General features: G+C 36.1%; 20 protein-coding genes. 11 read left to right on the top strand and 9 right to left on the bottom strand.

Going from position 1 to position 22,548, the window contains the following annotated elements; translation table 11 throughout:
- Positions 1-22 precede the first annotated feature (22 nt).
- The 9 genes from NHF50_RS02420 (at position 23) to NHF50_RS02380 (ending at position 9,590) form a co-directional block, all read left to right on the top strand.
- Positions 23-676, top strand: coding sequence for a CoA pyrophosphatase (locus NHF50_RS02420; RefSeq protein WP_109568181.1), 654 nt, complete (start codon positions 23-25; stop codon positions 674-676).
- Positions 677-824: 148 nt separating this feature from the next.
- The gene (locus NHF50_RS02415; RefSeq protein ID WP_109568180.1) at positions 825-1,946 is read left to right on the top strand and encodes a hydrogenase small subunit; all 1,122 of its coding nucleotides are present in this window, start codon (positions 825-827) and stop codon (positions 1,944-1,946) included.
- A 23-nt stretch (positions 1,947-1,969) separates the two neighbouring features.
- Positions 1,970-3,706, top strand: a complete 1,737-nt coding sequence (locus tag NHF50_RS02410; RefSeq protein ID WP_109568179.1) for a nickel-dependent hydrogenase large subunit — start codon at positions 1,970-1,972, stop codon at positions 3,704-3,706.
- 18 nt (positions 3,707-3,724) lie between these two features.
- Positions 3,725-4,432: a Ni/Fe-hydrogenase, b-type cytochrome subunit gene (gene cybH, locus NHF50_RS02405; protein WP_252774943.1), complete on the top strand. Its 708-nt coding sequence runs from the start codon at positions 3,725-3,727 to the stop codon at positions 4,430-4,432.
- A gap of 34 nt (positions 4,433-4,466) precedes the next feature.
- On the top strand, positions 4,467-4,994 hold the full coding sequence (locus NHF50_RS02400; protein WP_252774942.1) for a hydrogenase maturation protease: 528 nt from the start codon (positions 4,467-4,469) through the stop codon (positions 4,992-4,994).
- On the top strand, positions 4,987-7,269 hold the full coding sequence (gene hypF, locus NHF50_RS02395; RefSeq protein WP_252774941.1) for a carbamoyltransferase HypF: 2,283 nt from the start codon (positions 4,987-4,989) through the stop codon (positions 7,267-7,269). Before NHF50_RS02400 ends, hypF begins: the two co-directional genes overlap by 8 nt.
- A gap of 3 nt (positions 7,270-7,272) precedes the next feature.
- Complete coding sequence (locus tag NHF50_RS02390) at positions 7,273-7,902, top strand: FKBP-type peptidyl-prolyl cis-trans isomerase (protein WP_252774940.1); 630 nt, start codon at positions 7,273-7,275, stop codon at positions 7,900-7,902.
- A complete protein-coding gene (gene hypD / locus NHF50_RS02385; RefSeq protein ID WP_252774939.1) occupies positions 7,899-8,978 on the top strand; it encodes a hydrogenase formation protein HypD in 1,080 nt (359 codons plus the stop codon). Before NHF50_RS02390 ends, hypD begins: the two co-directional genes overlap by 4 nt.
- Before the next feature lie 9 nt (positions 8,979-8,987).
- Positions 8,988-9,590 carry an urease accessory protein gene (locus tag NHF50_RS02380; RefSeq protein WP_109568173.1) on the top strand — a complete coding sequence of 201 codons (603 nt, stop codon included), beginning with the start codon at positions 8,988-8,990 and terminating at the stop codon, positions 9,588-9,590.
- Here NHF50_RS02380 and hypE read toward each other — a convergent pair.
- From hypE to NHF50_RS02360, 4 genes are read right to left on the bottom strand one after another with little or no spacing between them, the layout of a single operon-like run.
- On the bottom strand, positions 9,587-10,600 hold the full coding sequence (gene hypE / locus NHF50_RS02375; RefSeq protein ID WP_252774938.1) for a hydrogenase expression/formation protein HypE: 1,014 nt from the start codon (positions 10,598-10,600) through the stop codon (positions 9,587-9,589). The two genes, NHF50_RS02380 and hypE, sit on opposite strands and share 4 nt — an antisense overlap.
- Before the next feature lie 3 nt (positions 10,601-10,603).
- Complete coding sequence (locus NHF50_RS02370; RefSeq protein WP_109568171.1) at positions 10,604-10,852, bottom strand: HypC/HybG/HupF family hydrogenase formation chaperone; 249 nt, start codon at positions 10,850-10,852, stop codon at positions 10,604-10,606.
- A gap of 4 nt (positions 10,853-10,856) precedes the next feature.
- Positions 10,857-11,699, bottom strand: a complete 843-nt coding sequence (hypB, locus tag NHF50_RS02365; protein ID WP_252774937.1) for a hydrogenase nickel incorporation protein HypB — start codon at positions 11,697-11,699, stop codon at positions 10,857-10,859.
- A gap of 11 nt (positions 11,700-11,710) precedes the next feature.
- Entirely contained in the window at positions 11,711-12,052 is a 342-nt protein-coding gene (locus NHF50_RS02360) for a hydrogenase maturation nickel metallochaperone HypA (protein ID WP_109568169.1), read from the bottom strand.
- Positions 12,053-12,226: 174 nt separating this feature from the next.
- Here NHF50_RS02360 and NHF50_RS02355 point away from each other — a divergent pair, with 174 nt between their 5' ends.
- A complete protein-coding gene (locus NHF50_RS02355; protein ID WP_109568168.1) occupies positions 12,227-13,030 on the top strand; it encodes a 1-acyl-sn-glycerol-3-phosphate acyltransferase in 804 nt (267 codons plus the stop codon).
- 3 nt (positions 13,031-13,033) lie between these two features.
- Here the strand turns inward: NHF50_RS02355 and NHF50_RS02350 are convergent, their stop codons facing one another.
- Together NHF50_RS02350 and NHF50_RS02345 are read right to left on the bottom strand one after the other, a co-directional pair.
- Positions 13,034-13,678: a hypothetical protein gene (locus NHF50_RS02350; RefSeq protein ID WP_252774936.1), complete on the bottom strand. Its 645-nt coding sequence runs from the start codon at positions 13,676-13,678 to the stop codon at positions 13,034-13,036.
- A 4-nt stretch (positions 13,679-13,682) separates the two neighbouring features.
- Positions 13,683-14,177, bottom strand: a complete 495-nt coding sequence (locus NHF50_RS02345) for an RNA polymerase sigma factor (protein WP_109568166.1) — start codon at positions 14,175-14,177, stop codon at positions 13,683-13,685.
- A 183-nt stretch (positions 14,178-14,360) separates the two neighbouring features.
- On the opposite strand from NHF50_RS02345, the gene NHF50_RS02340 reads away from it, so the two are divergent.
- Positions 14,361-15,665, top strand: coding sequence for an NAD(P)/FAD-dependent oxidoreductase (locus NHF50_RS02340; protein ID WP_252774935.1), 1,305 nt, complete (start codon positions 14,361-14,363; stop codon positions 15,663-15,665).
- Positions 15,666-15,715: 50 nt separating this feature from the next.
- On the opposite strand, the gene NHF50_RS02335 is transcribed toward NHF50_RS02340, so the two are convergent.
- From NHF50_RS02335 to NHF50_RS02325, 3 genes are all read right to left on the bottom strand, one after another.
- The gene (locus tag NHF50_RS02335; protein WP_252774934.1) at positions 15,716-17,563 is read right to left on the bottom strand and encodes a T9SS type A sorting domain-containing protein; all 1,848 of its coding nucleotides are present in this window, start codon (positions 17,561-17,563) and stop codon (positions 15,716-15,718) included.
- A gap of 553 nt (positions 17,564-18,116) precedes the next feature.
- Positions 18,117-19,817 (bottom strand): hypothetical protein, encoded by a 1,701-nt coding sequence (locus tag NHF50_RS02330; protein WP_252774933.1) that lies wholly within the window; start codon positions 19,815-19,817, stop codon positions 18,117-18,119.
- A gap of 145 nt (positions 19,818-19,962) precedes the next feature.
- Entirely contained in the window at positions 19,963-22,548 is a 2,586-nt protein-coding gene (locus NHF50_RS02325) for a LytTR family transcriptional regulator DNA-binding domain-containing protein (RefSeq protein WP_252774932.1), read from the bottom strand.

The raw sequence follows: 22,548 nt of genomic DNA, 5'->3' as shown, positions 1-22,548 counted from the left end.
TACAATAAGCAAAGTTAACGTTATGCTGTTTAAAGATTTTAAAAAATATGTTCCAAAAATAGAAAAAGAAAAATTGTTAGCCTCTGATGCTCATACAAAAATGGCACCATTAGAGCGAATAAGTTTTCTTAAGGATAATGATTTTTTAAAATATTCTCCCAGAGAAGCAGCAGTTCTGATGTTATTGTACCCGAAGAATAACCAAACCCATCTGGTTTTAATTGTCAGGAATTCTTACCCCGGAGTACATTCTTCACAAATAGCCTTTCCCGGAGGGAAGGTAGAAGAGGTAGATGTCAATCTGGAACAAACGGCATTGCGCGAAGCTTATGAAGAAGTCGGGGTAAACCCCAAAAGTGTTGAGATCATAAAACCTTTCAGTCAGGTATATATTCCTCCCAGTAATTTTTTAGTTTCTCCTTTTATGGGGATAGCAGATGAAGAAGTGCAATTTACGGCTAATCCTGATGAAGTAAAACGAATCCTTGAGTTTCCGTTGTCTTCCTTTTTAGATGAAAAATCCATCGTTCAGGTTCAGATGACCACTTCTTATGCTAAAGATATTCAGGTGCCGGCTTTTAAAGTCGATAAGTATATTGTTTGGGGAGCAACGGCTATGATGATGAGCGAACTGAAGATGGTTATCCAGAATTCAATATTGGTTAAAAGTATTTGATAATTGGTAGTTTGGACTAGTTATAAATAATGTAAAAACGTAAAAACATGATATTTATCATGTTTTTAAAAATGCTATTACGCTATTTTCGTATAGTTTGTGATAAAGTTATTGCATTACCCATACACCAACCAATATCTGAAAGCATATGAAACAAGAAAGTAATCAAAACCAGACCTATTTGCAAAGTATTGAGGCAAACGGGTATACCAGAAGGGATTTTATGAAGTTTGTGGCTTTTATAGGAGCCTATATGGGGGTTGAAAACACGGCTATTGGGCAAATTGCCAAGGCTTTGGAAACTACACCGAGACTACCGGTAATTTGGGAACACTTTCAAGAGTGTACCTGTTGTAGTGAATCTTTTATCCGTTCAGACCATCCTATTGTTGCGGATATTATCTTAGACAAAATTTCTTTAGATTATACATTGACGTTAATGGCGGCATCAGGTCATCAAGCTGAAGCAGCTAAAAAAGCAACAATGGATAAGTACAAAGGTGAATATATTTTGTGTGTAGAAGGTTCTGTTCCTTTAGGCGCTGACGGGAATTATTGTTGTATTGCCGGAAAAAGTGCATTGGAAACACTAAAAGAATCAGCAGCAGGAGCTAAAGCAATCATTGCTTGGGGAAGTTGTGCAACAACAGGTTGTGTACAAGCAGCAAAGCCTAATCCGACAGGTGCTGTTCCGATTGAAAAAATTATTACAGATAAACCTATTATAAACGTTCCTGGATGTCCTCCGATCGGAGAAGTTATGGCCGGGATCATTGTTCATGTAGTGACTTTTGGCAGATTGCCGGAATTAGACAGTGCCGGTAGACCAAAAGCTTTTTACTCTAAACGCGTTCATGACAGTTGTTACCGACGTCCTTATTTCGATGCCGGATTGTTTGCCGAAACTTTTGACGATGAAAATGCTAAAAAAGGATATTGTTTGTACAAAGTAGGATGTAAAGGTCCTAGTACCTATAATGCCTGTGGTAACATCAGATGGAATGGCGGGGTAAGTTATCCGATCCAATCCGGTCACGGATGTATCGGTTGTAGTTCAAACAATTTCTGGGATGCCGGAAGTTTTTATACCCGTGATGCTGCTATAGGCGGAGGAATTGAAGCGGATGCCGATACTATCGGTAAAGTAGCGATCGGAGCAGTTGCAGCAGGAGCAGCAGTACATGCTGTAGCGTCTAACATTTCGAAAAGAAAAGATCTGAACAGACGTATTCACAATGCAATTGAGAACGAAAAGAGAGTTGAAGAGTAAAAATAACCATAAACAGTTAGAATATGGCAGAAAGAATAGTAGTGGATCCTATTACCAGAATTGAAGGCCACTTACGTGCTGAGGTTGAGATCAGCGACGGAACAATAAAAGATGCATTCGTATCTTCTACAATGGTGAGAGGATTAGAAAATATAGTAAAAGGAAGAAACCCTAAAGATGTTTGGGCATTTGTTCAACGTACCTGTGGGGTATGTACAGCATCGCATGCTATTACTTCGGTAAGAGCGGTTGAAGATGCACTGGGAATTGTAGTTCCGCCAAATGCAGAGATGGTTCGTAACATGATGTTAGGTGCTTTGCATTTGCACGACCACGTAGTACACTTTTATCATTTACATGCTTTTGATTGGGTAGATGTTGTAAGCGGTTTGAACGCTGATCCGGTTAAAACCTCTCAATTGGCACAATCTATTTCAAATTGGCCAAAGAGCTCACCGGGATATTTCTCAGATCTGCAAACGCGTTTGAAAAAGTTTGTAAACAGTGGACAATTAGGAATTTTTGCGAATGGTTATTGGGGACATCCGGCTATGAAACTACCGCCGGAAGTTAACCTAATGGCCACAGCACATTATTTAGAAGCTTTAGAATGGCAAAAAGAGATCGTAAAAGTACATGCGATCTTCGGAGGTAAAAATCCGCACCCGAATTTCTTAGTTGGCGGAATGGCTTGTGCTATCAACTTAGACGATGCCAGTGGCTTAAATGCAGAGCGTTTAGCATTTGTTCGCCAATTATTAGAACAAGGAAAAGAATTTGTAGAGCAGGTCTATATTCCGGATGTATTGGCAATAGCCAGTTTCTATAAAGATTGGGGAAAAATAGGCGGATTCCATAATTTTATGGCTTTTGGAGATCTACCAATGCAAGGGTACAACAATACAGATCATAAAACCTTTAAATTCCCTTCTGGAGTAATCATGGACAGAGACTTGTCTAAAATTCATGAAGTGGATATCCGAGACTTGAAGACTGTTGAAGAATATGTAAACAACTCTTGGTATGATTATGAAGGTGATGGTAATACCGGTAGACAGCCGTGGAGCGGAGAAACTAATATTCACTATACAGGTCCGCAACCTCCTTATTCTCACTTAGATGTTTCTCAAAAATATAGTTTTATTAAAACACCGCGTTGGAAAGGACACGCTATGGAAGTCGGTCCGCTGGCAAGGGTTTTAGTAGGATATGCAGAAGGAAGAGAAGATTACAAAGAATTAGTAGATTCAGCTTTAGCAAAATTAGAATTGCCTTTAGATGCTTTATATTCAACTTTAGGAAGAACGGCTGCCAGAGCTTTAGAATCACAGTTAGTAGCGAATTGGAACTTAGAATTCCATGATGAACTAATCAAGAATATTAAAAATGGCGATACTCGCATGGCAAATATGGATAATTGGGAAACCAAAGCCTGGCCGAAAGAATGTAAAGGTGTCGGATTGGTTGAAGCACCACGCGGAGGCTTAAGCCACTGGATCGTTATTAAAGACGGAAAGGTTGAAAATTACCAACAAGTAGTTCCATCCACCTGGAATGCTTCGCCACGTGACCCGAAAGGGCAACGTTCACCTTATGAGAGTACGTTGATTAATACTCCGGTTGCAGATCCGGAATTGCCGTTAGAATTAATCAGAACCATTCACTCATTTGACCCGTGTATCGCTTGTGCCGTTCATTTATATGATGAAAAAGGAGAAATTATCAAGCAAGTAAATGATATTTCGGTGTGTACAATTTAGAATTTAAAAGAATGAATTATGGCCACAAAAAATTTTAAACGCGTATACGTTTGGGAATTACCGGTTCGGATTTTCCACTGGTTAAATGCCTTAGCCATAACTGTATTAATTGTTACTGGTTTTATCATTAGTAATCCGCCGGCAATTATGTCAAAACTGGAAGCTTCGCAGCAATTTTGGTTTGGCTATGTTCGAAAAATACATTTCATTGCAGCTTACATTATGGTTGCAGTAATGATTTTAAGAATATACTGGGCTTTTGTAGGAAATAAATTTGCGAATTGGAGAACTTTTTTCCCTTTTAATAAAAAAGGGATGAAGAATATATGGCACGTTTTAAAATATGATATCTTTCTACAAAATGAGCAAGCTCACAAAATTGAAAGTTTCAGTATCGGGCATAACAGTGTAGCCACTTTTTCTTATCTTGTAATGTTCGTTTTAGCGTTACTAATGATGGCAACAGGTTTTGCAATGTACGCACCTACAGCTTCTTGGTTCTTTCCGAAAATGTTTGCTTGGGTGACTCCATTGTTTAATGATAATGAAATTCTGATTCGTAAAGTGCACCATATAATCATGTGGATGTTTATCCTGTTTATGGCAGTTCACATTTATTTAGTGTTATTCCACGATTGGTTAGAAGGCAGAGGAGAAACTTCTGCAATGATCAGCGGACAAAAATTTGTGTCTTCTGAGCGGGTTCAGGAAGAGACAAAACAATAATTAAACGTAATAGAATAGTTTGATTGAAACAATTATGACAGAGGATGTTTTAGCGTATAAAAAAGACGATTTTCACTCTAAGGGGAACGATATTCTTATTCTTGGAATAGGGAATTACCTTATGGGAGATGAAGGAGTTGGTGTGCATTTTATCAATAAATTGGATCAATCAAAGTTTCCTGAAAATATAACTTTTATAGATGGAGGAACCGGAGGTTTTCTTTTGGTTCCTTATCTGGAAAGTCATCCTATCGCCATTTTAGTCGATGCAACAATGGATGGCAAAGAAGAAGGAACAATTTCGTTGTTGAAACCAAAATTTTCCAATGATTTTCCTTTGGCACTAAGCGGACACAATTTTGGATTAAAAGATATGGTCGAAATTTTGACTATGTTTGATAGAATGCCTCAGATTTATCTCTATACTATTACTATTTCAAAAATGGATCCAATGGTAGTAGGGCTTTCGCCAAAAGTAGAAGCAGCTATTGAAAAGGTAACCGAAGAAATCTTAAATTTGGTTCACAACATCAGAGAACAGAAAGTAATCACTGTTGAATAATACATTCAAAATAAGGATTTCCGGAAGAGTTCAGGGAGTTGGTTTCAGACCCTTTATTTACAATTTGGCAATCCAATATAAAATTAAAGGCACTGTGACCAATACTACTTTCGGCGTAGAAATAACAGCGCAAACTTCAGCTGAGGTATTTAGAAATTTTTATGATAACATTTCACTTCAAGCGCCACCAAGTTCTAAAATTGAAGCTATCACGTTTACGGAAGTTTCAGAACAGATACATTTTAAGGATTTTCAAATTGTAGCCACAAATTCAGGAAACCCAATAAATGCTCCTTTGACGCCTGATTTTGCCGCTTGTTCGGATTGTAAAACGGAAATTCTGGACAAAAACAACAGAAGGTTTTATTATCCGTTTACTAGTTGTACTACCTGCGGATCGCGTTATGCTATTACTGAAAATTTTCCTTTTGAAAGAGAAAATACAAGTATACATAACTTTGAAATGTGTCCGGAATGTCAAAAAGAATATAGCAATCCAAAAGATAAACGTTTTTATTCGCAAACCAATACGTGTTCTGTTTGCGGAATACAAGTTTGGGTAACCAATGCCAACGGAGAAAAATTATACGAAACCAATCCAGAGATTTTTCCTTTTTTGGCGAACCAATTAAAAGCCGGAAGTATCATCGCACTAAAAAATACATCCGGTTATTTATTGCTTTGCGATGCAACGAAAGCTGAGGTTGTTCAAAAATTGCGAAGCAGAAAGCGAAGACCGGTTAAACCTTTAGCTGTTTTGTTTCCTAACGAAGAAAGTTTACATAAAAATGTTTCGGTTGATGATTTTGCGTTAAACGAATTGCAATCTACGGTTTCACCAATCGTTATTTTGCCTTCAAAAGTAAAAAGTGATGTGGCAATAAACGAAGTTTCGCCTATCAACGGAACTATTGGTACCATGTTACCTTATTCAGGTTTGTTGCATTTATTGTGTCATGAAACGCAAATTCCGTTGGTGGCAACCAGTGGAAATGTTCATAGTTCGCCCATTTGCAGCAGCGAAAAAGAAGCCGAAGAAAAACTAAAAAACATCGCCGATTTCTTTTTACATCACAGCTTAGAAATTCTTCATCCGCAAGATGATTCGGTTGTGCGATTTACCAAACACAAGCGAAAAATTATAGTAAGAAGAGCTAGAGGTTTGGCGCCCAATTTTAGCTTGCCTTCAGCGTATAAAGAACAGGTCCAAAGCAAAAAGATTGTAGCATTGGGAGCCGATTTAAAAAGTTCCATTGCCATTTTTCCTAATACGTATTTGTATGCAAGCGAATATTTAGGGAATTTATCCAATTTCGATACGGCTTTGCGATTCCAAAAAACGATTCAAGATTATTTTTCCATTTTCCATTTTCAACCAGAAGTTGTTGTGAAAGATAAACATCCGTTGTATGAATCGGGACGAATGCTTGAAGAATTACAAGTCGATAAAAACAACATAAAAGTAGAAGAAGTTCAACATCACATAGCGCATTTTTCGGCTATTTTAACGGAACACAATTTGTGGCACAGCCAAAATAAAGTGTTGGGTGTTATTTGGGATGGCATTGGTTTTGGCACTAAACACGAAATTTGGGGTGGTGAATTTTTCGAATATCAAAAGAAAGAGTTCAAACGAATCCGGCACTTCGAAAACTTCAATTGGATTTTAGGCGATAAAATGTCGAAGAATCCGAAAATAAGTTTGTTGTCACTTTGGAACGGAAATCCCAATGAAATTCGTCATTTGTTTAGTGCGAATGAATGGATTTTATTCGAAAAACAGAAAGAACAAAATACGTTGCAAACTTCTTCGGTAGGAAGATTGATTGATGCCGTGGCGTGCTTGTTAGGCTTTACATACGAAATGACATTTGAAGGCGAAGCTGCGATATATTTGGAAAGTCTGGCGCAAAAAGCCTATGATATTCAAACAGCAAAAATCGATTATTTGGAAGGAGAAGACTTGACAGAAACGATTCTTTCATTCAAAATAATTGAAAAAATAGCTTTGGAAACCAAACAAAATAAAAGCAAAGAAGAAATTGCGCTTAATTTTCATTTTACCTTAGTTAAAGTGATCGAAAAAGTTGCAAACTTCCACAGTTTTAAAGAAATTGCATACAGCGGCGGCGTATTCCAAAATGCGCTTTTGGTAGATTTAATTGAAGAAGAATTAGCAGTAAAATTTAACTGTTATTTCCACGAAAATCTATCGCCAAATGATGAAAATATCGCTTTTGGGCAATTAAATTATAGTGTAAACATTAATTCGTAACACATGAATATTTCAGAATTATTAGGAACCATAGGAAAAACAGAAGAGCAAGATAAAATTTCATATTCGGCAGGTGTTGTAATGGGTTTAAGCCTTAAAGACAATGGCTTTGATGAAATTTCGTATGACGATTTTGTAGACGGATTAAAATCGGTTTACAGCAATTCGTATCCCAAAATTTCTCAAAAAAGGGCTATTGAGATCTTTAATAATTACATTACGCTTTTGCGCGAAGAAATGAAAGAGCAAAATGCAGCAGAAGGATTGAAGTTTTTAGAAGAAAACGGAAAACGTCCGGAAGTGGTAACCTTGCCTTCAGGAGTACAATATGAAATTTTAGTAGAAGGAAACGGAAAAATACCTGTGGTAACAGATGATGTACGTGTTTTGTATGAAGGCTATTTGTTGGATAAAACCGTTTTTGATTCTACAAAGGATATCGGTTCGTTTGATATCAATATTGGTGAAACCATCAGCGGATGGCAACAAGTTTTACCTTTAATGAATGAAGGAGCGCGCTGGAAAGTGTATATTCCACATCAATATGCTTATGGTGAAGAAGGTGCTGCGCCAATGATTCAGCCCAATTCTACTTTAGTGTTTATCATTGAATTGCTTCAAATTTTAGAATGAAATATTTAACCGAATATAGAAATCCCGAACTCGTTAAACATTATATAGACGAAATTCACAAGGTAACTACAAAACCGTGGAACATCATGGAAATTTGTGGTGGCCAAACGCATTCGTTGGTGAAGAACGGTTTGTTGGATTTGTTGCCTGAAAATATTAGAATGATTCACGGTCCCGGTTGCCCTGTGTGTGTAACGCCCATGAATTTGATCGATAAAGCAGTCGAGCTCATGGAAAAAGGCGTGGTCATGTGTTCTTTTGGTGATATGATTCGGGTTCCGGGTTCAACAATCAGTTTGTTGCAGGCGAAAGCTAAAGGAGGTGATTTGCGTATCTTGTATTCGCCTTTGGAAGCGGTTAATATTGCAGCCCAAAATCCGGATAAAGAAGTGGTTTTCTTTGCAGTTGGTTTTGAAACCACAGCGCCGAGTAACGCTTTGGCAGTTCATCATGCGGCTAAATTAGGTTTGAAGAATTTTTCATTGTTGGTTTCACATGTTTTGGTTCCACCGGCAATGGAAGCTATTTTGTCGGACGAATTTTGTACCATTGATGCTTTTTTGGGAGCCGGTCATGTTTGTACAATTATGGGATTAGACGAATATTATCCGATTGCTGAAAAGTACCAAATCCCCATTGTAGTTTCTGGTTTTGAACCCGCCGATTTACTTCAGGCTATTTATCATGCCGTTTTGCAATTAGAAAACGGTAAATATGAAGTAGAAAATCAATACATGAGAATGGTGAAAGAAGAAGGAAATCTTCGGGCTAAAGAAGTGATGTTTGATGTTTTTGAAATTGGTACACAAGAATGGAGAGGAATTGGTGCTATTGCTGACAGTGGTTATGTTTTGCAGTCCAAATATGAGGCTTTTGATGCCAATAAAAAGTTTGAAATTAAAACGTTTTCCAGTTGTGAAACCAATGGTTGTATAGCAGGTGAAATTTTACGTGGCTTAAAAAAACCACACGAATGTCCGCAGTTTGCTGCTACTTGTAATCCTTCTAATCCGTTAGGTGCGCCAATGGTTTCATCGGAAGGAGCTTGTGCAGCTTATTATAATTACGCTAAATAAAAAGAAATCATGCTAAAAGTATTCTTAATCATATATTCTGGTCTGGAACATGCTTTTGAAGCCGATCATTTAATTGCGGTAAATAGCTTGGTGACCAATAGAAATAAAGTAACTACTGCCGTTAAAGACGGAATTTATTGGGGAATAGGGCATACTGCGACTATCTTTTGTGTGGGTTTACTGATGATTGGGCTAAAATACAGCATTGACGAAAAAATCTTCAGTTATTTTGAAGCCGGAGTGGGAGGTATGTTGATTGTTTTAGGAATATTTCGTTTAATGAAAATGTTTCTTAAGCAAGAAGACGATTCGAACGATCATAAACACAAAGCGGCATTTGGAGTCGGCTTAATTCACGGATTAGCCGGAAGTGGTGCTTTAGTAGTGGTTGTGATGTCACAAATGAAAAGTACCTTAGAAGGTCTGCTTTATATTGTTATTTTCGGATTAGGTTCTATTATAGGAATGTTAGCCGCCGCCGGATTGTTTAGCGTTCCTTATTCCAAAACAGTTATGAAATCAGAAAGATTACAAGTGGCTTTAACCATTTTATCATCGCTACTTTGTGTTTTTTATGGCACTAAAGTAATTTTTGAAAATCTTAATCCTTAACAAATACGCGGTAATTGTTCGCCAATTAACGGATTTACAACTCTTTTTCCGCCAAAGGCACTATGTAAGATCACTTTATTCGGATGTTCTTCGGTAATTGTACCGATATTGGAAGCCAACGGATTTTCAGTTTGTAGCAACGCCAAAGCTTCCTGAGCAATACTTTGATCTACGATACAAACGAAAGCACCTTCATTAGCCACGTATAAAGGGTCTAAACCGAGAAGTTCACAAGCGTTTTTAACCTGAGTCTCCACGTTGATTTTTTCGTCAAAAATTGAGATGCCCAAATGACAATCAGTGGCAATTTCATTGAGTACAGAAGCCAATCCACCGCGAGTAGCATCGCGTAAAAAATGAACTTTATTACCAAATCTTTCAATCAATTGCTGAACGGTAAAGTTGAGGTTGGTTGTGTCGCTTACAATATCGCTTTCAAATTGCAAACCTTCCCGTTCTGACATGATCGCCATACCGTGAGAAGCGATAGCACTGTTGATCAAAACGGCATTTCCGGGTTTTATTTGCAAACTACTGATTTCTGCCTTGTCATAAACCACACCAATCCCGGAAGTATTGATATAGATTTTATCGCCTTTTCCACGTTCTACCACTTTAGTATCGCCGGTCACAATTTGAACTTCAGCTTTATCGGCTGCTTTTCTGATGGACTCAACAATAGTGGTAAATTCAGCTAAGGAGAACCCTTCTTCAATAATAAAAGATAAGGATAAATATTTGGGTTTTGCACCACACATAGACAAATCGTTCACGGTTCCGTTCACGGCTAATTCGCCAATATTTCCACCTTTGAAAAAAATGGGAGAAATCACATAACTATCGGTAGAAAAGGCTAATTTTCCTTGTAAATTAAGAAAAGCACCGTCGTGTTTTACGTCTAAAATATCGTTGTGAAGCGTTTTGATAATGACTTCATTTAAAAGCTTGGTCATGTGTTCGCCACCGCTTCCGTGGTGTAAGTGTATGATTTCGTTAGCTGATTGCTTCATTTTTTACTTCAGTTCTTCAATGTCTTCGCCCATGTCTTTTAAAACCTGCATGGTTTTGTGGGCTTCGTCTTCATCAATAATTCCTATGGCCGCACCTACGTGAACCAAAACATAATCGCCCAATTTGGCTTCGGGAACCAAAGCTAAATTGACTTCCTTTTTAACACCTTCAAAAGACACTTCGCCAATGCGAAATGTAGGGTCTAGTTCGGTAACAATACGTTCTAATTTTCCGGGAACTGCTAAACACATACGCTTATTGTTTTAACGATTGTTTTAAAAAATCATACCATTGGTCTAAACCTTCACCACTTGTTGCTGAAACTTCAAAGAATTCTAAATGCGGATTTACTTTTTTAGCATTCTCTTTTAGTTTTTCCAAATCAAATTTTAGATACGGCAACAAGTCAATTTTGTTGATGATGCAAATATGAGATCCGTAGAACATGTCCGGATATTTCAAGGGTTTATCTTCGCCTTCAGTAGTTGAAATGATGACTACGCGTTTGGCTTCTCCTAAATCAAACATAGCCGGACAAACCAGGTTTCCTACATTCTCGATCATTAAAACGGAATTCGATTTCGGAGCCAAAGTTTTAGTCGCTTTCGCGATCATATCGCTGTCTAAGTGACATCCTTTTCCGGTATTAATTTGCACCACCGGAACGTTCAGTACGTGAATGCGCTCAGCATCGTTATTGGTTTGTTGATCGCCTTCAATTACAGAAAACTCAACTTCGTCTTTTAAATCGGAAATTGTTTTTTCTAAAAGAGACGTTTTTCCGGAACCGGGAGAACTTACTAGGTTAATAGCAAAAATATTCAAGGCTTCAAAATAACCTCTGTTACGCTCAGCTGTTAATTGGTTTTTCTGTAGAATATCTTTCTCTAAATCAACAATGCTGATTTCGTGTGTATGCGCATGATGGTGGTGTCCATGATCATGTGAATGGCCGCGATCATGTGAATGCTCATGGTCGTGATGGTGGTGATGTCCGTGATCGTGATGATGATGTCCGTCATGAGTATGTTCATGCACTTCTAATTTGGTATATTTTACACCGTTTTCATCTGAGCTACATCCGCAAGTAGTACACATAATATCTTGAATTATTGAATGATTAGTTTTTTTATTTTCATTTCTTTTCCCTGAGTAATGTTTTTGAACGGGCTATTGCAATTGGGACAACTATCGAAAAAAGCTTTGATGTCAAAAGGAGTTCCGCATTCGGCACAAGTTGCTTTTCCTTCGGGTTCATTAATGATCAATTCAGCGTGTTCCAGACTTGTATTTTTAATACATTGTGGCCAAACGTATAGGAACGAACTCATTTCAACACCGGATAATTTTCCTATTTCCAGATGAATTTCCCTGACTGAAGTCCCGTTTATTTTTTTGACCTCTTCTTCAGTAGATTGTACCACTGAAGTAACAATAGACAATTCGTGCATATACTCAATTTGTCTAACAAATTTAAGGGTAATTTAATTAATTTTTATGATAAAAGTCAATAATTTGGTTTAATTTTAAAGGTAAATTTGGCAACTTAAAAGTGTAAAACAAGTATCAAAGGTAAATTGTATTTCAATTTTATTACATTTGTAGCCTTGTAAAAAAATGAGAGTATGGGGTTGTTTAAAAGAAATCCTTTTGGACACATATTATTTTTGAAAAAATGGTTGATTCGTTTTGCCGGAATTATAACACACAAACGCTATAGAGGGTTTAACGAATTAAAGATCGAAGGTTCTGATATTTTAAGGAGCTTACCGGATAAGAATGTATTGTTTATATCGAATCATCAGACGTACTTTGCTGATGTGGTGGCTATGTTCCATGTTTTTAACGCAGCTTTAAAAGGGCGTGAAGATTCTATTAAAAATGTAGGGTATTTGTGGAATCCTAAACTGAACTTGTATTATGTAGCTGCTAAGGAAACCATGAAGCAGGGACTTTTACCTCGTATTATGGCCTATGCGGGAGCAATTACTGTGGAACGAACCTGGCGAGCTAAAGGTCAGGATGTGAAACGAGATGTAAATCCGAATGATACGGAAAATATCAAATTAGCTTTAGAAGACGGTTGGGTTATAACTTTCCCTCAGGGAACAACACGTTCTTTTAAACCGGTTCGAAAAGGAACAGCGCATATCATCCTGCAACACAAACCTATTGTTGTTCCGATTGTGATCGATGGTTTCAGACGTTCATTTGACAGAAAAGGACTTCGCATCAAGAAAAAAGGAATATTACAATCTTTCGTGATCAAAGAACCACTTCAAATAGATTACGAACACGATTCTGTTGAGGACGTGGTTGAAAAAATAGAATATGCAATTGAGCAGCATCCTTCTTTCTTAAAAGTTATTCCGGCTGAAGTACTGGAAGAGCAAGCAAAACTGGACAAGCAACGTCAGTGGAGCTATTAAAGCTTAAAGATCTATTTTTTTTAATTCTTTATAGTTATTGTACAGACGTTTTAGCAGAATACCGTAAAGTAAGCGGTAGAATAGCCATATTAATCCGACGAAAACAATAGCGACAACAAAATAAATGGCAAAGATGAAAAAGTAAAAAGTGTTGCTGTTGCCACCATTTTGCGAAAAGCTATCCAATAACTCATTTATCTTAGGATCATACATGAATTGAAATGAGAACACTAATATAAATGAAAAGAATACCATTGCCAGATTGTACCAAACGTAATACTGAACGGTTTTTCGGGTTTTTAAAATAGAGATCATCAATTGTTTTACCGTATCAATAGCATTAATAGTTTTGTAGTTCTTATAGAACAAGTAAATGAAACCAATTAAAACAGCATAATTTACAGCCGAAATAATGGGTAAAATAGTGTTTAAGTGGTAAGTTTTCAGTGTTTTAAAATAATCATCGTCTGCAGTTAAAATGCTGATCGTAGTCCAAAATAATACCTCTGCAATACTAATTACAAGAATCCATTTCACAATAGAAGAGGATCTTTTGTGTAGCATAGCATATATTTCTTTTTCACTAATACGTTTAAAAGAATGCTCTTTATTTTTCCAGTCTCTCTTTAAAATCTCTAGTTCATCCATGAGGCTACGGATTTAAAATTTTTTTTAATTTTCCTTTTACACGATTCATCTTTACTCTTGCATTCACTTCGCTGATACCCAAAGTTTCCGATATTTCCGTATAATCCTTATCTTCTAAATATAAAAATACCAAAGCCTTTTCTATATCGTTTAATTCGCTTATGGCACCATATAATAATTTCAATTGTTCTTCTTCTTCAAAGTTATAGTCTTCTTGTTTTACTTTGTGATAGCTTCCGTCAAACTCAATGGTATCTATTGTTTTTTTCTTTTTCCGATAGAGTGTTATGGCTGTATTCAATCCTACCCTGTAGGCCCAGGTAGTGAATTTTGAATCTCCTCTGAAGTTTGGGTATGCTTTCCAAAGCTGGATGGTAATTTCCTGAAATAGATCTTTATGAGCATCCTCATCAGTGGTATATAACCGACAGATCTTGTGGATTATATTCTGATTTTCTTCCAGTTGTGAAACAAACTCTTTTTCTTCGGATGATTTCATATCAAATAATAAGTAGCAGCTTCTTGTTTTTTGTTACAAGTTTATAAAAAATCAATGACAAGCTCAATTTCAAAAGTCAAAAGAAGAATGAGTTATAATTCAAAAGTTTTATTGTATTTGTCATTGCCGTTGAAATTGCTATTGAAAAGCAGTATCTTTGAGCTTCAAAATTTTCTTAGTAAAATGAACATACCTCAATGTAGTTTTCCGCGTGTTGTAATTATTGGCGGAGGGTTTGCCGGAATTTCGTTAGCCAAAAAACTGAAAAACAAAAAACTTCAAGTCGTTCTGTTAGACAAGCACAATTACCATAATTTTCAGCCTTTAATGTACCAAGTAGCAACAGGAGGGCTGGAGCCTGATTCCATAGCGTACCCGATTCGTAAAGTGGTTCAGGAATTTGAAGATTTTTATTTTCGTTTAGCCGATGTAAAAGAGATCGATACTACTAATCAAAAAGTGATAGCAGATATAGGTGAACTGAAATATGATTATCTGGTAATCGCCACCGGTTCAAAAACTAATTTTTTCGGAAATAAGGAAATGGAACGCAATTGCATGGCTATGAAAACTATTCCTCAGTCATTGAATATCCGTAGTTTGATCCTTGAGAATTTTGAACAGGCTTTACTGACCAATGACATAGAGGAGCGCCAAAGTCTGATGAATTTTGTTTTAGTCGGTGGCGGACCTACAGGTGTAGAGCTTGCCGGAGCTTTGGCAGAGATGAAAAAAGCTATTTTACCTAAAGACTATCCGGATCTGGATATTCGAAAAATGCAAATTAATCTTATACAAAGCGGTAACCGTATCTTGAATACCATGAGTGAGAATGCTTCTGAAAAAGCAGAAAAATTCCTGATCGATTTAGGCGTTGAGGTATGGAAAAATATTCGGGTAACGGATTATGACGGAAAAGTGGTGACCACCAATTCTGATCTGAGCTTTCAAACGGCGACTGTGATCTGGACAGCCGGAGTAAAAGGAGCTTTGCTAAGAGGATTTAAGCAATCTTCAACAGAAGCACGTTCCGAACGTTTAAAGGTGAACCAGTTTAATCAGGTAGAAGGATATGATACCATTTTTGCAATAGGCGATATTGCAACAATGGAAACAGAAGCGTATCCTCACGGACATCCTATGATGGCACAGCCGGCAATTCAACAGGGACAGCATCTGGCAGCTAATATTATTCGCTTAATCAATCAAAAAGAAATGCAACCTTTTACCTATCGTGATAAGGGTTCGATGGCTACGATAGGGCGTAATAAAGCAGTTGTAGATTTGCCTAAGTTTAAATTCAGTGGCGTTTTTGCCTGGTTTGTATGGATGTTTGTGCATTTATTTTCTTTAATCGGGTTTAAGAACAAGGCAGTTGTCTTTTTAAATTGGGTATATAATTACATTCGTTTTGATCGGGAAGCTCGTTTGATCATTCGCCCGTATAAAGAAAAAGAGCCGATAAGCTTTGTGAGTGATGAGATATAAAAAAAGAATCCTGAATTTCAGGATTCTTTTTGTTTTTAATAGTGTATAAATTATTCCTTGATGATTTTTTTGGTTATAATTTCTTTACTCGTGAATATTTTACAGATGTAATATCCTTTGCTCCATTTATTACTATTTATAGTAATTTTTTTATCTTTTGTAGATGTATTGTAAATCTCTTTTCCTAAGTTCGTATAGATCTTTACAGTTATCTGATTTTCCTCTTTTAGAAGTTGTTCCAAATCTATTGTTATTTTTTCTTGAGTCGGATTAGGGAAAATAGTAACTTTTTCACCGCTATCGAGAGGAGAAGAGGTGTCTTCAGTCATTTTAAATTTTATAGGATCTTCGGGCAGCGGATCAAGAATGATATCTCTTTCACAACAGTTTACTTTGAAAAAGATATCTACGGAATCCCATGGAGAACCGACAGCTAATTTGAACTTATAGATTTTTCCGGGTCTTAAATGATATCCATTAGGTAAAAAGCTTACAATGTTTATATTATTAGGAGCCTGTGTTAAAGGATAAACCCAATCAGAGTATAAAACTATTTCAGACCATGCCATAGGATTAAATTCAGATAATTCTACAAAATACCCATCCTCATTGCAACTTGCAGAACCATCGACAAGTAAGTCGTCAACTAAACATAATTCCGTTACATCTAAAGGACCGTATAGAGAAGAAACTTGTACTACCTGATTAGGGTATCTGAAACTTGCATTGGCAACAGCCGGACCGCCGGCAGTACAACTAGAACAATTGAAGAACTGATAATGAGGATTTCTGTTGGTATGATAATCAGTTCCTAAATTACTTTTATCACCTATAATTACAAACTTACAATTGTAAATAGCAGCATCCCATTGTCCGTTGATGTATCCGTCTTCTTGGTAATAATGGATAAAGGTATTGGAACTCGAATATAATCTGGCTTTTGCACTTGTGCTGTCTACCCAAGTGATTAAAATATTATCAGATTTGTCCACAGCTATTTTAGAAGTTGCCTGATTGTAAATCTGTGTAGTTGTTCCTCCTGAAATTCTGTATACACCAGACATAGCATTTACATAAAAAACATCTCCGTTGCTTCTTAATGAAACCTGATGTGAATTATGTCTATAAACTGTTCTTCTAAAGCCTCCGTTGAAATTATATGTATTGGTTAAAGCAGAGGAAGTAATTGAAGAGGTATTATAAGTATATTTTTTTATAGTAGCAGTTAGAGAAGAATCATATCCACTTGAATATCCTACAATAAAACTACCGTTGTTGTAATCTATAAAGTGAGATCTCAAGTTTGCGGTTGGTAAATTATAATTAGTTATACCTGAAGCGACATTTAGTGTACCTTTTGAATTAAGGTTGCTGTCAAATCCTAATAGCTTGAGATCTGTAGGAGTATTTTGGCTGGCAGGTGTAAAAATAGAGACAATAACATCTCCGTTGTCGGTTGTTTCAAGATCAAAGAATTCTATGTAAGTTGTTGAAATAACTTTATATGTTAATAGTGCGCCACTGGCATTGAATTTTTTAAGCCATAATTGAGTTGTCGAACTGACAGTCTGCTCTCCTAATACATAGATGTCATTATTGTTAGAGATTCTTACTTTGGCAGGTGTAATCCCCATGTTAAAAACGCTAATGTCTGATGTGATAGGAGTGTTTGAACTGTCAAATATTTTCATGAAAACACCTGTCCCTCCCGGAGAAGTACTTGGATTTTGATTACCATAAACCATAACCGTATATTTATCATTTAAGTCAACACCTGTATACCAAACAGGTTGTGAATAACTCGAAATAGGACTTGAAGGGGTAACAATCCATTGTGCCTTTAAACTGATTGTAGATAATAGGAACATTACATACAACGAAAAATAAATTTTTCTCATGATTTTTTAAATTTTAAGGTTTAATGACTAAATTAAAAATAGTATTATAAGAAAAATCTTTTATTTAAACTTTTGTGACGATTGCGACTTAAAGTTGTGATGAATTGTAGTTGTCTTGTGATGAAATTATCAGAAATAGTGACGAATTTAACAGTGTGCTTTTTCAGTTTTTGAAGAGAAGTTATTGTTAATAGGTGATTTTTATTACAAATGATCATCCCTGTTTTTAGTAGTGATTTCAACTTTATCAATTCGGATTATATATAAGTCAATAAATCCTTGTATTTTTTATTAATTGATTGTGTAGTAGAACCATCTGTTTTAACCGAATCCTATAGGTTTTCTTTTCTACTATAAGGTTAATCCTAGTTTCCGGTAAATTGTGATGAAGATAGGTTTCTTTATGGATATCTTTTCTGTAATTAGGTAGTAAATACACTTTTTACTTGTCTTTTTTAGGTGATCGAGTTTAGGAACCAATCTTTTTAAATCGGATATAAATAAAAAACCCCGATAAAGTATCGAGGTTTTTAATTCATGATAAATATAGTATTTATTGACTACAATAAAGACCACTTGCTGTAAGTACGTGGTTAAATCCGTTTGAATGAGAGAAATGAATTTCGTAAGGATCTGTAGCATCTATATGGTAAAGTGCCGGGAATTTTTCTTTTTGAACATTCCTTTTCTTGCCTGTCGTTGTTTTTGAAGGAACTACAGACGAGATATTTACTTGCATACAACCTCCGTTAGTTGCACTCGGATTATAGATGTTACCTGCACTTTGAATCGTTTTTGAACCTGTAACCCGCCATTTAAACACATTTTTAAATACAGATTTTCCAAAAACATTCCTTTTTAATTTTGCGGTAAGCTTGACCTTTTTGCCATTCACATTATCTTTATAAGTAGGGAATTTGTAGTTTTCTCTCATGCAAGGGTTCCCCACCGGAATATTACTTTTAATAAAGACCGGGTTAGAAACACCGCATGCTGTTCCTTGGATAGTTGCTGTTACTGTAAAATATTCCATACTACAAGGCGATGAATATGTGTGAGTTTCTGTTAGGCCTCCCGTGATGCTTGTTCCGTCTCCGAAATTCCATGTTACTTTGTCTGCTGAAAAGGTACATCCGCTTCCGGACGTGATTGAAAAAGTCCATATAGATTGAGACGAGTTTACGGCATTTTTAATTGCAGAAATTGAGAAAGGACATGCATTGTCAATAGTCGTTTGGTCCAAGGCTAAACAGGAGTTTCCTGTGAATAGATTGACTGCTGAACTAAATGTAACCACAAATGTATCGGAAAGGTTATTTGGAATTCGCAAATAGAATGTATCCGTAAATGGCATAATATAACCGTAAGTCTGATCTTGATTTGTAAGCGGAATTGCACCATAAGGTCCGGCTAAAGCAGTAGCTGCTTCTACTTGACTTAAATCGCCAAACGGACTACTAACGTAGAAAACGTTTAACGGAGCGGTAGAACCTAAGGGAACAATGCTTTCAAATGAAATTTCATAAGTATTGAAACCGTTATCACAGGATGTTAGTTTGCTGTTTACCACTACATCATATCCACATCCGTTTTTGTTTTTATAGCGAGGCTCTTCACCATTCACTTTTCCGCCATTTTCAGAGATTTCTTCAAAGTCAAAGTTAGGATCATCACAAATATTGATGTTTTGGATGCCATAATGAACAAAAAGATCGTGCATCTGGTCAGGAGAATTAGACAGTGAAGCATGGTAAAAATCTAAAAGAACTAAATAATTAGAGCAGGAAAATGGTATGGATTGAATGATACAACCGGAATCCCAAATATAAAGTCTGTCGTCAATTATAATCATGCCATCTTCATTTAACAACGTCTCTAAAATAGGATCAAGAGTAAAGTTAGTTTCATCAAAATTCGGATCATTCGGGATAATACCGTCATCCATATCCTGGTCTTTTTTTCTTAAGGAATAAAAATTATTGAGATTTTCATAATCAACTAACACTTGTTCATCCTGATTATTAGCTTCATATTGTTGGTACAAAGCCAGATGTTCTTGTTGGAGATCAGCTAAGGAGCCAAACTTTAGTATTTTTTTTCCGTCACAGATGACTCCGTTAAAGCTTTGTGTAGTTTTTGCTGTTTGGCTATTAGTCTGCTTTTCTGTTACATTATCATCAGGAAAACAGGAATAAAAAACTAAAAACGATAGAAAAATTAAAATAAATCCGGTGATTCTCAGGTTTGTTTTCATAAAGTTGAGTTTTAAAATTTATCTCTCAAATTTATATTTTAAAATGTATTATTTTCTTTCTTTTTTCTATTTGTGACGATTGTAGCTTAAAGTTGTGATAAAGTGGATAGGTTCTGTGACGAAATCATAATATATAGTGACGAATCTAAAAAAATACTTTTTCAAGTTCAGAAGAGAAGCTGTTACTGACAGGTAATTTTTCACCTCTGATAGTGATCTCCGTTTTAGATTTGGTTTCAATTTTATCAATGCGGACAATATAAGACCGATGTATTCTGATATATTCTAACGGATCAGGTGTAGTAGCAATAAAATCGCCAATTTTACATCGTATCGTATAGATCTTCTTTTCTGTTACAAGGTCAATATAGTTTCCTGCCGATTGAACATACAGAATCGTATTTGTCTTTATTCGTATCTCTTTTCCGGATTCTTTGAAGACATAGTAACTTTCTTTGTTCTTTATTTTCTTAATGATGAGTCGGATCAATTCTCTTATGATATCTTTATTGTAAGACAGCACATTAGTTTTAAAGAATAAATAGATAATGATGCCTATCGCAAAAATAAGGCTTATGATGAACCAACTGTTTTTCCAAAAAGGCGGACTGATATAAATCGGGATTTCAAGATATTTTTTTGAGTCTGAGCCGTTAGGGTCGGTCACGGCGACTTTAAAGGTATAATGGCCGGGAGGTAGTAAAGGAAAAATAACCTTTCGGTTAGTAGTACGATACCATTTTTTATCTAAGCCTTCCAGAAAATAGTGATAGATTATTTCATTTCCTTTTTTGAAAGAAACGTCAGAAAAAGCGATCTCTAATCGACTTTCTTTATACGAGAGCTGTGTCAGTTGTTCCGGACTTGCCTTTGCATCATTAACTTTTATATAATCAATCTTTAGAAAATGAGGGATTGCTTGATTTTGTTGGTCAAAAATTTGCTTTTGAGTATAAACAAGTCCTTTTTTAGAAGCAATCCAAAGGGTATCATTTGTAATTTCGACATCATTTATACCGTCATTCAGCAGTCCGTTGGAACTTTTAAGTCCGGTAATAGAAAAATGACCTTCTTCATCCAGAATAACACGGTTTAGCCCTGAATTCGTACAGACCCATATCGTATCTTTATTTTCGATGTATATTTCGTTGATGACATCACTTAAAAGACCGTCTTTTTTAGCGATAGAAAATACCTTTTCATTGTTCTTATTGTAAACAACAATGCCTTGCCCCAAGGTAGCAAAATACAATTCGTTTCTGGCTTCGTTGTAATCAATGTCGTCTACTCGGAAAGAAAATAACGTATTGGATTCTTTTAGATCGGAAACAGTATTCTTCTCATCCACAACATAAACACCTTCAGGGGTTCCTAAAAAGATATCGTTTTTAAAGAAACAGGCATCGTGAATCCTGAAAGGAAATTCCCGGATGGTCTTAAAAGAATTCTTTTCGTAAACTGAGAAACCATTAATCAGCGAAAAGATGATTCTCTGTTCCTGAGGCTCTGATATTTTAGTTGTATAAATCGGAAATTCAATCGGTGCTGAAAAGTCTTTATTGATAAACAGATCTTGGTTTGAAAAGAAATAACTATTCTTTGTTTTTTTATCAAACTCAACAAAAGCCTTTCGGGTATGTGTTGTGTTATAGATCATTTGGCATTGAGTATTCGGGCCAATCCCAAATATTTTTCCGCTTAAAGTGCCGGCAAATATTTTTCCGTTATCATCTTTTGTCAGCGAATTAACCGGGAAATTGCTTAACTCTCCTTTAAGTATTTTAATTTTAGGTTCTTTGGTATACCATATACCTGAGTGTAATGTTGTAAACCAATAACCGCCCTCATGATCGATTAAGAAATTAGTAACCGATTTGTTTTCCAGAAAAGATTCCGTAGTGTTATTTTTCAGATCAACTATTTTAGCACCTCCGAAATGATAGCCGATAAAGAAACGGTTTTCGTCTATAGCTTTAATGGAGATAGGCTCAAATTCAGTTTTAATCTCCCGGATCAGTTTGATGTTTTCATCAAATACAGATACCATAAACGGGCTTTTGTACACATAATATTTTGAACCGGGTAGCTGGATGACATCCACTTTGGTAAGTGTAGCTTTGTTTTTAAAATGAACACTGTTCTTCTTAGGGGAAATAGTTTGGGTCTTATAGAAAAAGAAAGCACCGTTGTCTTTTTTTTCCAAGACTGTATAGGTGTTCTCCGTTTCAGATGAGTCTGTTATTTTATCAGGTCTCTGAAGTATTTTCCCGTTTTTGGAAATAACTAACGCTCCGAGGATTCCTTCACATCCCAAATGCAACGAACCGTCTTCGGAAGTGTATATACTTTTAACGTATTGAAGTGTGTTTAAGTTTTTGGCTAAGAGACTGTTAAAAGGATAGGGGAAGAAACCCTGAAAATCTTCATGGAAGTAAAATAAGTTACAATCCAGAGTAGAACAATAAACCGTACCGTCAGCTTGCGGATGAAAATCCAGAACAACATTATTCAGCACGCCGTCCTGAATACCGAATGATTTAATTTCGTAGCCGTTATAATTGGCAATTCCTCTGTCAGTGGCAAACCAGAGAATACCGTTTCTATCCTGATGAATATCGTATACCTGTAAACTCGGTAATCCTTCATTTAATCCAAATTCTCTGTAACTATACTCCTGAGCATACGAGAAAAAAGCCGTTAAAAAAACAATGACAGTTAAATTTTTTTTCAT

The organism is Flavobacterium sp. NRK F10, assembly GCF_024054235.1.
Taxonomy (GTDB): Bacteria; Bacteroidota; Bacteroidia; order Flavobacteriales; family Flavobacteriaceae; genus Flavobacterium; species Flavobacterium sediminis.
This window is presented reverse-complemented; position numbering and strand designations above follow the sequence as displayed.